Origin of the sequence: Chryseobacterium sp. T16E-39 (assembly GCF_002216065.1) — a bacterium.
GTDB lineage: Bacteria > Bacteroidota > Bacteroidia > Flavobacteriales > Weeksellaceae > Chryseobacterium.
Genome location: NZ_CP022282.1, coordinates 1204653 through 1217928, shown reverse-complemented (window position 1 = coordinate 1217928; position 13276 = coordinate 1204653). Strand labels below are relative to the sequence as shown.

Annotated in this window: 9 protein-coding genes; 6 read left to right on the top strand and 3 right to left on the bottom strand. The window is 34.7% G+C overall.

Going from position 1 to position 13276, the window contains the following annotated elements; all coding sequences use genetic code 11:
* Positions 1–62: 62 nt before the first annotated feature.
* Positions 63–941: a DUF4476 domain-containing protein gene (locus CEY12_RS05365; protein WP_089026710.1), complete on the top strand. Its 879-nt coding sequence runs from the start codon at positions 63–65 to the stop codon at positions 939–941.
* A gap of 29 nt (positions 942–970) precedes the next feature.
* Here CEY12_RS05365 and CEY12_RS05360 read toward each other — a convergent pair whose 3' ends face one another.
* A complete protein-coding gene (locus tag CEY12_RS05360; protein ID WP_089026709.1) occupies positions 971–1426 on the bottom strand; it encodes a hypothetical protein in 456 nt (151 codons plus the stop codon).
* A 142-nt stretch (positions 1427–1568) separates the two neighbouring features.
* On the opposite strand from CEY12_RS05360, the gene CEY12_RS05355 reads away from it, so the two are divergent.
* Positions 1569–2393 (top strand): S1 RNA-binding domain-containing protein, encoded by an 825-nt coding sequence (locus CEY12_RS05355; protein WP_089026708.1) that lies wholly within the window; start codon positions 1569–1571, stop codon positions 2391–2393.
* A 38-nt stretch (positions 2394–2431) separates the two neighbouring features.
* On the opposite strand, the gene CEY12_RS05350 is transcribed toward CEY12_RS05355, so the two are convergent.
* Positions 2432–5689: a T9SS type B sorting domain-containing protein gene (locus CEY12_RS05350; protein ID WP_157676756.1), complete on the bottom strand. Its 3258-nt coding sequence runs from the start codon at positions 5687–5689 to the stop codon at positions 2432–2434.
* Between the two features lie 247 nt (positions 5690–5936).
* Between CEY12_RS05350 and CEY12_RS05345 the strand changes: the two genes are divergently transcribed.
* From CEY12_RS05345 to CEY12_RS05330, 4 genes are all read left to right on the top strand, one after another.
* Complete coding sequence (locus tag CEY12_RS05345) at positions 5937–6530, top strand: TetR/AcrR family transcriptional regulator (protein WP_089026706.1); 594 nt, start codon at positions 5937–5939, stop codon at positions 6528–6530.
* Positions 6531–6627: 97 nt separating this feature from the next.
* The gene (locus tag CEY12_RS05340; protein WP_089026705.1) at positions 6628–7980 is read left to right on the top strand and encodes a TolC family protein; all 1353 of its coding nucleotides are present in this window, start codon (positions 6628–6630) and stop codon (positions 7978–7980) included.
* Between the two features lie 5 nt (positions 7981–7985).
* On the top strand, positions 7986–9050 hold the full coding sequence (locus tag CEY12_RS05335) for an efflux RND transporter periplasmic adaptor subunit (protein WP_089026704.1): 1065 nt from the start codon (positions 7986–7988) through the stop codon (positions 9048–9050).
* 4 nt (positions 9051–9054) lie between these two features.
* Positions 9055–12240, top strand: a complete 3186-nt coding sequence (locus tag CEY12_RS05330) for an efflux RND transporter permease subunit (protein WP_089026703.1) — start codon at positions 9055–9057, stop codon at positions 12238–12240.
* Positions 12241–12699: 459 nt separating this feature from the next.
* On the opposite strand, the gene CEY12_RS05325 is transcribed toward CEY12_RS05330, so the two are convergent.
* Positions 12700–13146 (bottom strand): KTSC domain-containing protein, encoded by a 447-nt coding sequence (locus CEY12_RS05325; RefSeq protein WP_089026702.1) that lies wholly within the window; start codon positions 13144–13146, stop codon positions 12700–12702.
* Positions 13147–13276: the final 130 nt, after the last annotated feature.

The following is a 13276-nucleotide window of genomic DNA, read 5'->3' as shown; positions in this document are numbered from 1 at the left end:
TTTTTTGGGTTCTCTTTTTTTTTGGCATGGAAATAGAGATGCACATATAAAAGTAAAAATAAATGAAAAATATATTTATTGGTTTAATGTTATTCGGAGGAGTTTATTCATTTGCTCAGGAAGCAGGGAAGGCTGGTGAACTTTTAAAGAATGAAGCTTCAAAAACAGAAATGCAATCCTCCAGAACGAATGGTTTTGAAAATAAGACTAATACCCAAAATAATTCAGGTTTTAGAAATCAGAATAATAAAAATAGTGGTTTCAGAAATCCGGATTATCAATGGAATCAGAACTATGGCTATGCTGAGGTATTTCTAAGAATCCCAGAGCAGGGATACTTTACAGTGGAACTTGGAGATCAGACGATTGCTAATGGTTCCGGAAAATACCGTTTTTTTGACCTTAGATCAGGAAGAATTCCAATAGCTATTTATGATCAGGGATATCTTATTTACAGGACTACTTTAGTGGTTCGAAACAATAACAGATTGGTATTGGACTTTTTCACCAATTATGGTTTGTATTTGCTGGATTCCTATCCGGTTAAGAGTCAGTCTTATGGCTTTAATGACTGGAATGATATTTGGAATGATCCCTACGGAAACCATGGAAATGATTGGGATAATCTAGGGGTGGGAAACAATTTTAATGTAATGAACGCAAGTACCTTCAGTCAGTTTTTTGATATGCTTAAGAAAAATGCAAGTTTCGATGAAGATAAACTGTCTTTCATCAATCAACAAAGCCGAACCACTTCATTTACCTCCCAACAAATTGGTAGTCTCGTAAAATCTCTAAGCTTCGATAAGAACAAATTGAATTTAGCAAAATCATTGTATAGTAAGTGTGCAGATAGAGAAAAATACTTTATTGTATATGATGCATTTGATTTTGATAGCAGCAAACGGGAATTGATGGACTTTATATCAAAATCAAAATAAATAAAAGAGAAGCATTTTGCTTCTCTTTTTTATTGCATCAATTTCATTTTCTCATAAAATTGAGATGATTTTACCGGAGCGATATTAAATTGTATACCGAAGGTAATTCCCTTAAAATATTTTTCTTTATGAATGGGCAGGGCAAAGCCTGTATTGATGTTCATAAAATTAAAAAGTGAAAGACCTATTCTTGGTTCTATAGAATATGGATTTAAAGAAACTCCAAATAAATGTCCCATTCTATTCGTATAATAAAAACTGGCTTCAGGCAAAAATTTAGCTTCACCATCTACAGAAGAATATAATACAGATGTTCCCAAAATCAAAGATTGATTTGTTGAGTTATTCATTTTATATGATAATCCACCTTGTATCACATTTCTTCCAGTATATCGATAGGCTGTACTGAAGGCCATTCTATCAAATACCTGTGATTGTACTGCTGTAAAAGAAAGTACAAGAAGTAAGAAATAATATGATTTCATATTTGGAGATTTAGCATCAGTCAAATGTAATGGTTTTATCTAAAGAAAATTGGTTTCTTTATTTGGAAATAGATGTTGAAGAAATTATTTATCAGTGAGTCATTTTATATTTCCGTACCTTTGCAGACTAATTTAATCATTCATGCAACTCGGAAAAACTCAAACTTTAAAAATTTCAGAAAAAAATAATTCAGGATGGATCTTAACTGATGAATCTGGTGAAAAAGCTTTTTTGCCAAAAGTTTTCACTGAAGAAAATAAAGAAGTTGGTGACGAAGTTGAAGTTTTCGTTTATCAGGATGATGGTAAATTGAAAGCAACAACTGAAATTCCTTTAGCTGAAGTGGGAGAGTTTGCTGTAATGACAAGTGTTCAAAGTCTTCCAAGTGGGGCTTTTATGGATTGGGGAATTATTAAAGATCTATTTATCCCCTACAAGCAGCAAAAATCCAAAATTATTGAAGCGAAAAGATACCTGGTTTATCTTTATGTAGATGAGAGTTTGAATCTGATTACAGGAACTACAAAATTTAAAAGAAATCCTCAATATGAGAATCTGCCATTTCAAAAAGGAGATAAAGTAGATTTAATTATGATGAATGAAAGTGAATTAGGCTGGAACGTGATCATCAACAAAAAATATATTGGATTGATCTATGCATCTGATGTTTTCAAAAAGCTCTATCCATTATCTGAAGAAACAGGGTATATCAAAACGATCCGTGAAGATGGTAAAATAGATATTTCTTTGCAACCTGAAGGATTTGAAAATATGGATGAATTCAAGCAAAAGATCCTTACCAAACTTGAAGAAAATTATGGACTTCTTTACCTGTCGGACAAGTCTTCTCCTGAAGAGATCAAAAGTGAGCTTCAGATGAGTAAAAAGAATTTTAAAAAGGCTCTTGGAGGTTTATATAAAGATAAAGTAGTCGATATTTTAGAAGATAAAATTAAGTTAGTATAAAAACAAAAGCGAGCAGAAATTTCTGCTCGCTTTTTATTTTAGTCTCTGTTTTTAATCAGTAGCCACCCATTGTATATTCTTCCATCGGATACTTTTATAATATACCAATAGCTTCCTGTAATTAATGGTGTAGAATTATATTTTCCATCCCACTCAAATGGTCTTTTATTGATCACTTCTTTAAATACCGGAATTCCTTTTCTGTCGTAAACGCCAATTTCAGTTCCAGTATAATTTTCCAATCCCTTAATTCTCCATTTATCATTGACTCCATCACCATTGGGCGTGATGGTATTTGGAATGTTGAAAATAGAGAATTTTTTCTGACCGATAATACAGCCTGATTTCGTTCTCACATAAACTATATATTCTCCCATGCTCAGGTTATTGAATACATTAGAGTCCTGCCAGTTGATGTTATCTAATGAATATTCATAATTTCCACTGGCTGACAGAAGAATGGTGGCAGAATTATTAGTGATAGTTACTGAAACGATCTCAGCCAGGACAGAATAGCTGACCTGAATATTGGCAATACTTTCGCATCCAAAATTGTTGGTCACTTTTACAGAATAATTTCCGGGAGTGGAAACAACAATCGTTTGAGTAGTCACTCCGGTATTCCACAGGTAAGAAGTGAATCCATTTCCAGCATCTAGCGTTACACTTTTACCCTGACAGAAATCAATCTGATCGGGAAGGGTAAGTTTTGGTTTTGGATTTAAAGTTAAACTTAATCTGATCACTATAAAGCATCCATCCGGAGTAGATACTTTTACATGAATAACTGTTGAGCCGATACTCATTATATAACTGGAAGGATTGGAAATAATATTTCCTGCGCTATCAGTATAGCTAAAGGTGTAATTGCTTGGATTGGCAATAATACTTCCTTCATATGAATGAAGATTAATACTTATTGTTGTTCCTGTAGAGGTATTACATATAGCATCTGTGACATCCTGAGCAGGAACATTATTTACGGATAAAGTAACTGCTATGCTCTGTTTCTCAGATTCACAGCCATTGATCGTTTGAGTCACAAAATAAGTCTGTCCGTGTACCAATGGAGTCGTAAGAGGTAAGACATTTCCTGTCGCACTATAGAATACTAATGAAGTTCCTGTAACGACCAGATTTGCCAATGTAGGATTGGCTGAAGCACAGAAATCCTGAGCCGTATTTGCTGCGGGTTTTGGAGTATTATTTACAGTTACGTGAATAGATATTTTATTACTTTCACAACCATTGATCGTTTGTGAAGCATAATAGGTTTGCCCATTTACAAGCGAAGTTGTTGCGGGTAAAATATTTCCTGCGGCATCATACCATTTTATATTTTGCCCTGTAATTTGGATATCAGAAGCCTTTGGTTGGTTGGCCGCACAAAATGTTTGTTGTGTGTTTGCCGTTGGAGGTGTTCCTTGAATAGAAAATACTTTAAAGGGTACCTTGGTACTTTCACATTCATTATATTGTGTTACATAATACTGAGCTCCGGGAATAATATTTGTAAAATTACCTATCTGATTTCCAGCAGAATCATAAAAATGGATATTCTGGTTATTATTTATATTTAACTGATTTAAAGTCATTTGATTTACATCATTACAAAAATAAAAATCATTAACCACCAATGTGGGAGGTGAGTTTTTAATAATTACTGTAACTGCCAATCTTTTAGTATTTAAAGGACATGATTCGTCTTGGACTGAGGCATAGTAAATCGCATTATTTTGTAATAATGTATTTCCTGGTAATGGATTTGTTGACAGCAATGAATCATACCATGTTGTATATGATGTCTTTGGGAATAAATCTGCAATGGTCGGGTTTAAGGCAGAACAAAAAACCTGTATTTTATCTCCGTCAGGAGTTCCATTGTAACACTTTCCGAACTTTTGAACAAAAGAATTCTGATAACTTTGAGGGTATAGAATTTCCTTTATATCAGGATCTGGATTAAAATCCTGAAAACTTTCAAAATTTCCTGCATTAATGATGTTTCCCTCATAATCAATATTCTGACTTAATGAATACGTGGAAAAATCACTTTTGTTGTAGATTAGTTTTCCATCATTTCTGAATTTTAAATAATATGCTCTAGAAGAGTGTGAACCATAACCTATGTAGTTTTGAAATAGATCTAATCTCTTTACGGTCTCTTCAGTATTATTGCTATTAATAACTTTAATAATTTCATCCGAATATTTTACAAAAAAATTGATTGTATTATCCGTGTTTAAAGCTATTGTAAGAAAATCATAACCGTCATCTGCTTTAATTACCGAATTCCAAATATGTTGCCCACTATTACTTATTTTATAAATTACATTTCTTCCACCTACTGGTAGATTAACTGATGTATTAGTAAAATTAATAGATTGTGGCTCATAAAATGTACCAGCAGTATAAATATTGTTGTTATTATCAATTGCAATTTTTGAATTTGATACGGCATTCATAGAAGGACCATGAGCTAAATGTTGAAACCATGAGAGGTTACCGGTAGTATCAAATTTTGCTAAGAAAAATCTATTAGTAGCCTGAGGTATATTTGCCGGAAAATTTTGATTAGTATTTATTGTTAGTGTTCCATTATAGTTTCCTAAAATTATTATCTCATTATTTTTATTAACCTTAACGCAATTTAATTCTGCTGTGTGTATTGGTTTTGCCCATGAAAAATTACCATTTGAAAGATTTTTCATGATAAACGAACCATTAGGTGCAGGTAATGGATGAACAACATTAGGATCAGGATCAAAATCAGTAATTATTCCATTATAATTTACATATCGTCCTAATGTAATTATATCGTTATTTTCGTCAACAGCACTGGTAAAACTTGATGCATATCGATAGACATTTCCAAAGATAAAACTACCATTGTTTGTCCATTTTGTAATGAATCCTATGCCTTCTGAATTATTTTGAGCAAAAATATCATTGGTATTTGGATTTAATTTAAGATTATTTCCATCAGCACTGCCTGAAATAATAAGATTATCCAGTTTGTCAATAACAATAGAGGTTACATTTGATATATAATCAGACTTAATTTCTTTTACCCAGATTACATTTTTGTTTTTATCTAATTTTGCTACAACAGCTCTTCCCATTTCCGTACTATTTGTATTAAGAGATACATTTCCAAAGGAAATATTACTTACACCTATTGATAAATGTAATCCGTAATTACCTGCAACAAAAATATTTCCTTGTGAATCTGTTGCACTATAATTTACAAAATGATAGGTAGTATGAGTTGTCGTTCTCGTTTGAAAGTGCCACATTAAATTTTGAGAAAATAAGAAGACACATGACAAAAGTGAGAAAAGAAATAAAATTTTCCGCATCAATTTTTAATTTTCGGCAAATATATAAAAACGGCTCATTTTGTAGGGATTAAGGATCATTAATCTTTAAAAGCTTTTTGATTTAAAATATGATGTAAATCATGATAATTGTTTAATAATTTTGTTTAACAATTTTGTCAAAAATAAATTTTACTATACATTTGCACAAATTTGTTTAACAAAAATGTCAAATCAAGCAAAAAAAGACCAAACACAAGAATTGATCAAAGAAACTGCGAAGCACTTATTCTTTGTGAAAGGGAAGTTTGATGCTACCACGCAAGAGATTGCAGATGAAGCGGGTGTGAACAGGACGCTTATTAATTACTATTTCCGTTCCAGAGATAATCTGATGCAGATCGTTTTTGATGAAGCGCAGAAAGTAGAGCAGGAAAAGTCCAAAATTATTCAGAATTCTTCTTTACCATTTAAAGAAAAAATGAGTCAGTTTATAGAGGGAAGCCTTTCTACAAGCCTTCAATATCCTTACCTCGAAACTTATATTGTTTCACAGATCAATAAGGGAAACTGCCACCAGAAAGATATTGAAGAGGACGATTTGAAAAAGATGTATGAGGATATTGAAAAAGAAATGGAGCTAGGAAATATCGAAAGAATGAAGCCTATTCAATTTATTTTGAATATGGTTTCCCTTTTAGTTTTCCCGAGTGCGATACGGCCTCTTTTAATGGAGAATCTGATGATAAGTGATAAGGAATTTGATAAGATTATATCAGAGAGAAAAGAGATCATTTTAAACATCTTATTTAAAAATTAGTTAAAAGCTTAAAGTATTTTTAAATATCATACGTCCATTAGGAATAAAGTATTTTGAGAACAACATTCTATTAAAAAAATAAACGAAGTAATAAATTATGAAAAGAAAACGTATAACTGCAATCAAGCTAAAAATTGGGATAGCTGCAGCATTTATGATTTTCGGCTATTCATCGGTGTCTGCACAACAGCAGGTTTCCTTGCAGGAAGCTATCAAGCAGGCGCTCCAAAATAAAGCAGAAGCCAAAAAAGCTGCTTTACAGATCAAAAAAGCTGAATATAAAATTGATGAAGCCAGAGCTGGGGCTCTACCTCAGGTGACTGGTACTGCGGCTTTAACTTATAACCCTGTTATTCAGCAATCATTGCTGGAATTTGGAGGGCAAAGGATAACGGCTCAGCTGGGACAGCCATGGAGTACCAATGCGGGAATCAATGTTCAGCAGGCGATATTTGACCAGAGGGTTTTTACCGGTCTTAAAGCTGCAAAATCAACCAGAGAATTTTACATTCTGAATGCTCAATTAACCAATGAACAAATCATTGAAAATGTGGCAACCGCTTATTATCAGGTTTTTGTACAGGAAGAAAATCTTAAAACTGTACAGGCGAGCTATGAAAATACGGAAAGAGTAAGAAATGTAATCAAAAGTTTGCTAGACAACGGGTTAGCAAAATCGATTGATCTGGATCGTACCAATGTCCAGTTGACCAATATTGGGTCAAATAGACAGCAATTGATCAACTCAGTTGAACTTTCTAAGAATTCTCTAAAGTTTTATATGGGAGTTCCAATCGATACAAAAATCGAATTGGAAGAAAAGACGATTGAGCCAAGACCAGAGCTTATTATGAGCAATGTGAATCTGGATAACCGTTTGGAGTTACAGGTAAAGAATAAAAACAGAGAACTTTTGGTGTTCAATAAAAAAGCAACAGAAGCCTATTTGTATCCTACTGTAAGCTTGCAGGCAAACTATGCATGGGCTGCAACAGGAAAGAAATTTCCTCTTACCAATGGTTTGAGTAATGGAGTACTTTGGAGTGATTATTCTGCAATAGGATTGAATATTAATGTTCCAATCTTTACGGGTGGGGCTACAAAAGCTAAGATCCAGCAGGCTGAAATCGATATTCAGGATTTAGATCAGGATATTCAAAATACGCAGCTGAATTTGAGCTTGGATTATAAAAATGCGATTTCCAATATGGAGAATTCGATCATCAATATTCAAAGTATGAAAGATAATGTTGGCCTTGCAGAAAGAGTACAAAAAAATACTCAATCCAATTATCAGAATGGTTTGGCAACACTTACAGAAGTATTGGATTCTGAAAATGCTTTAACGTCTGCAAAACAGAACTATTCAAATGCATTATTAGACTACAAGCAGGCTGAGATCAAATTAATTAAAGCTAAAGGAGAATTAAACACATTACAAAACCCATAACTAAAATGAAAAAAACTTTAATATATATCATCGTAGCAGCAGTACTTGTTGGTTTAGCGGCTTATAAGATTGCCGGAAACAAGGAAAAACAGACACAGGAAGTTAAAGAAGTAGCGAAACAGGTTGACAAGATCAACGTGAATGTAGTGACTGTGACCAGAGAAAATATTGATACAGATTATTCAGCGAACGGTACTTTTCTTCCAAAACAGGAAATGAACCAGTCTTCTGAAATTGCAGGACGTATCGTTAGTGTTTTGGTTAAAGAAGGATCAAGAGTTTCTGCAGGTCAGACTTTAGCAACGATTAAAAGAGATGCGATCGAAGTTGATGTAACACAGGCTCAAAATAACCTACAAAACGCAATTATAGATAATCAGCGTTACGAAAACGCATATAAAACCGGCGGTGTTACAAAACAGCAGCTTGACAATTCAAGATTACAATTGAAAAACATGCAGGCAGCTGTAAAAGCTCAAGGTGTAAGAGTAGGTGATACAAGCATTCGTGCAGGTATTAGCGGAACAATTAATAAAAAAATGGTGGAGCCTGGAACGGTTGTTTCTGTAGGATCTTCGATGTTTGAGATTGTTAATATCAATAGCTTAAAACTTTCTGTATTAGTGGATGAAAGCCAGATTGGAAGAATTCAATTAGGTCAGGAAGTGCCAATCAATGTGAATGTTTTGCCTGAAGATTCTTTCAGCGGAAGAATTACATTTATCGCTCCTAAAAGTGATGCCTCTTTAAACTTCCCGGTTGAAATTGAAGTTCAGAACAGAGGGAACTTAAAAGCAGGTATGTATGCTACAGCTGTATTTAAAACAAATCATGGCGCTGAAACTCAGAATATGTTAACGGTTCCTGCTGAAGCATTCGTAAATGGAGTAAGTTCAGGTCAAATGTTTATCGTTCAAAACGGAACAGCTAAAATGATCAAAGTAACTACCGGAAAAGTATATGGAGATAAAGTACAGATCCTGACAGGTCTTAATGGTGGAGAGCAGGTAATTACCAGTGGACAGATCAACTTGGATAACGGGTCAAAAATCAATATTGTAAAGAAGTAGACTTATGAAGTTAGCAGAAATATCGATTAAAAGACCATCGTTAGTTATTGTATTATTTACAATCCTGACATTGGGAGGTATCCTGAGTTATACGCTCATGGGATACGAATTGATTCCGAAGTTTGAAACCAATATGGTAACCATTTCTACCACTTATCCGGGGGCTTCACCTGCGGAGGTAGAAACTTCTGTAACGCGGAAAATTGAGGATGCCGTAGGTTCTTTGGAAAACGTGAAAAAAGTGGAGTCTTCCTCTTACGAGAGTTTATCCGTGATCATGGTTCAGTTGAATGATGGAGCAGATGTAAATTATGCTTTGAATGATGCTCAGCGTAAGGTAAATGCAGTTCTTAAAGACCTTCCGGATGACGTAGATCCACCTTCACTGAATAAATTTTCTTTGGATGATTTGCCAATTATTACGATGAGTGTTGCATCGGATAAATTGAACAATAAAGAACTATATGATCTTTTAGATAAAAAAATAGAGCCTATTTTCTCCCGTGTGAATGGTGTTGCACAGGTAGATCTTGTAGGTGGGCAGGAAAGAGAGATTCAGGTAAATCTGGATGAGAAAAAATTGCAGGGGTATGGACTTTCCATTTCGGATGTTCAACAGGCAATTCTTTCATCAAACTTAGATTTCCCTACAGGTAGTTTGAAAACAAGAATCGCAAAATCTACGATCAGATTATCTGGAAAATATAAGTCGATTCAGGAAATGAACAACTTGGTAGTTTCCAATAAAAATGGAGCTCAGGTTCGTTTGTCGGATATTGCGACGGTTTTCGATTCACAAAAAGATGTTGAAAAAGTAGCAAGATTCAATCAGTTTCCTACGATCTTAATGCAGGTTAAAAAACAATCTGATGCGAATGCGGTTGCAGTATCTGAAAGTGTTCAGAAAACTATTGCAACTGTAGAAACTGCTTATAAAGCTCAGGGTATAAAAGTAAAAGTAGTAAATGATACCACGGACTTTACCCTTGAATCTGCCAACCACGTTATCTTCGATTTATTCTTAGCGATTATTCTCGTGGCGATCGTGATGTTGTTATTCCTTCACAGTATCAGGAATGCATTTATCGTAATGGTTTCTATTCCGGCTTCATTAATTGCTGCATTTATTGGAATGAACCTGATGGGATACACCTTGAACTTAATGAGTTTATTAGGACTATCCCTGGTGGTAGGTATCCTTGTGGATGATGCGATTGTGGTACTTGAAAACATTTACCGTCACATGGAGATGGGTAAAAGTAAGATCAGAGCGGCTTATGATGGAGCTTCGGAGATTGGATTTACGGTAGCAGCGATTACCTTGGTAATTGTAGTGGTATTCCTTCCGATTGCGATGAGTTCAGGTCTTGTTGCCAATATCCTTGGACAGTTTTGCGTCACGGTAGTTATTGCAACCTTATTGTCATTGTTAGCCTCATTTACCATCATTCCTTGGTTATCATCAAGATTTGGTAAATTGGAACATTTAACAGGAAAAAACTGGTTCGAGAAATTCATCCTTTGGTTTGAAGGATTAATCGATAAGTTCACACATTGGATCACAGGAATCCTTGAGTGGTGTCTGAAATCAACATTAAGAAGAATATCAACCGTGGTGATCACTTTTGTTATTTTGATCTCTTCATTCATGTTGGTGGCATTTGGTTTTATCGGTGGTGAATTCTTCCCTCCAATCGACCGTGGTCAGTTCTTGGTTCAGATGGAATTGTCAAAAGATGCAACGGTTGAAAAAACCAATCAGATAACTTTAGAGGTTGAAAAATATTTAAGAAATGATAAAGATGTTGTGGATTTGATCACAACAGTAGGTCAGCAGTCAACTGGTTTTGGGGGAGCTCAGGCTACAACATACCAGTCCGAAGTTCAGGTAAACCTTACGGATAAATCTGAAAGAGCTGAAAGCACCAATATCAAGGCTGCAAAAGTAAAAAGAGCATTAGAAGAGAAATTTACAGGGGTTGAATTTAAAACCGCTCCAATCGGTATCCTTGGTGCTGAAAATGCTCCAATCGAAATGGTAGTAACAGCTCCGGATAATGCAGCAGCAGTAAAAGAAGCAACAAGAATTTTAGAATTGTTGAAAAAAGTTCCCGGAGCAGTGGATGCTGAATTATCTACAGATACTGGTAACCCTGAAGTTCAGGTAAATATCGACAGGGATAAAATGTCTTCTTTAGGCTTGAATCTTCAAAGTGTAGGACAAACGATGCAAACCGCATTTAACGGAAATACAGACGGAAAATTCAGAGCTGGAGAATATGAATATGATATCAATATCCGTTTTGGAGATGCCAACAGACAATCTATCGATGATGTTAAAAACCTGATGTTTACAAATCCTAAAGGAGAACAGGTTCGTTTGAGTCAGTTTGCAGAAGTAAAAATGGGCTCAGGACCGAGCTTATTGGAACGTAGAGATAAATCTCCTTCTGTAAAAGTAAGATCAAAAGTTGTTGGTAGACCGGTGGGTGACGTTGCTAATGAATGGGCTGCTAAGTTCATGGATGGTAAAGATAAACCTGCAGGAGTAGATTACATCTGGAGTGGGGATATGGAAAACCAGCAGGAAGGTTTCGGTACATTAGGGATCGCTTTATTAGCAGCTATTGTATTGGTATACCTAGTGATGGTTTCATTATATGACAGTTTTGTATATCCGTTTGTGGTATTGTTCTCAATTCCATTAGCAATGATCGGGGTTATGGTTATTCTTGCCCTTACAGCTAATTCATTGAACATCTTTACGATGTTAGGGATGATCATGTTGATTGGTCTTGTTGCCAAGAACGCGATCCTGATCGTCGACTTTACGAATGCAAGAAAAGCAGCGGGATCAAATACACATGACGCATTGGTTCAGGCTAACCACGCTCGTCTTCGTCCGATCCTAATGACAACGATTGCGATGATCTTCGGTATGTTACCAATTGCCTTGGCAAGTGGAGCAGGAGCTGAATTTAATAAAGGTCTTGCATGGGTAGTTATCGGTGGTTTGACATCATCTCTATTCCTTACCCTAATTATCGTACCGGTAGTATACTCTTTATTTGATTCAATTCTACGTAGAATGGGTCAACATAAGAAAACAGATTATGAAGCTGAAATGAAAGCGGATTATGAGCACAGAGAACTAAGTGAAGACGGATTCACTCCGAAACATTTAGACTAAATATAACAACCTTAATTAACCGAAAAAGCGTATCAGTGATGATGCGCTTTTTTGTTTTATAGTAAATGCTAACGAATGTTACGATGATGCTTAAAAAATAAACATCCTCTCTGTCATTCCGTAGGAATCTAAATATATTATTTTAAAAATATTATAAAGAGATGAATAATGAACAAAAGTATGTTGTTTTATTCTGTCGCTTTAGGCTCTAGTAATTTTTATGTTCAGATTCCTACGGAATGACATGTTGGATTTTGAAAACTTTCTCAGAATCAAAATAAAAATCTGCGTTATCCGCAAAATTTGCGAGAGCATAAAACATCAATAGGAGCGGGCTTTAGCCCGCTTAATAAAAAATGCAACATCAATTGGCTTTAGCCAAAACATAGAATATGCAATGTCAATAAAAAAGGCTTCCAGAACAAACTGAAAGCCTTCATTTTATTTTATATGAGAAAATTAATCTGCCATAGCCTCACCAGCCTTTCTGTAGATAAAATTTCCATAAATATGTCTTCTTGCAAAACGGCTTGGCGAATCAGCATTCACCATTTTGATATAGGTATTTCTTGGTACTCCAAGATATTCATACATCTTTCCGTTCAAATGCTGAATGTTCAACACCTGCTTTTCAAAATAAAAATCGTGAATATTAGATTTAGTTGTTGTCTCTGTATATTCTTCTTTATATTTTTCCTGTGTTTCCGGGTTGATACTTACCAAAAAGTGGTAAGCTTCAATCACGGATTTGCTTTTTTCTTCAGCTTCCAGTTTTCCGGCTTCATCATTGATAAATTTATCAGGATGCGAATCTTTCATCGTATTCCTGTAAATTGTTTTTAACTCTTGTAAAGTCACTGTTTTATCAACTCCAAGAAGCTTTCTGTGCTCACCAACTCTTTTCATATGTAGATATTTATTGATTTTTAAGATTATATGAAATCGCTACTGACGATTCCATACTTTGGGTCCTTTTTTCGGGGTGCAAAATTAAGCAATTAAATTTACAAAATCATAACTTATTCATTATTAATTA

Excerpts from the sequence above, each read along its gene's own strand:
- CEY12_RS05365 (WP_089026710.1), top strand. The coding sequence starts at position 63 with ATGAAAAATATATTTATTGGTTTAATGTTATTCGGAGGAGTTTATTCA.
- CEY12_RS05360 (WP_089026709.1), bottom strand. The coding sequence starts at position 1,426 with ATGAAATCATATTATTTCTTACTTCTTGTACTTTCTTTTACAGCAGTA.
- CEY12_RS05355 (WP_089026708.1), top strand. The coding sequence starts at position 1,569 with ATGCAACTCGGAAAAACTCAAACTTTAAAAATTTCAGAAAAAAATAAT.
- CEY12_RS05350 (WP_157676756.1), bottom strand. The coding sequence starts at position 5,689 with ATGTGGCACTTTCAAACGAGAACGACAACTCATACTACCTATCATTTT.
- CEY12_RS05345 (WP_089026706.1), top strand. The coding sequence starts at position 5,937 with ATGTCAAATCAAGCAAAAAAAGACCAAACACAAGAATTGATCAAAGAA.
- CEY12_RS05340 (WP_089026705.1), top strand. The coding sequence starts at position 6,628 with ATGAAAAGAAAACGTATAACTGCAATCAAGCTAAAAATTGGGATAGCT.
- CEY12_RS05335 (WP_089026704.1), top strand. The coding sequence starts at position 7,986 with ATGAAAAAAACTTTAATATATATCATCGTAGCAGCAGTACTTGTTGGT.
- CEY12_RS05330 (WP_089026703.1), top strand. The coding sequence starts at position 9,055 with ATGAAGTTAGCAGAAATATCGATTAAAAGACCATCGTTAGTTATTGTA.
- CEY12_RS05325 (WP_089026702.1), bottom strand. The coding sequence starts at position 13,146 with ATGAAAAGAGTTGGTGAGCACAGAAAGCTTCTTGGAGTTGATAAAACA.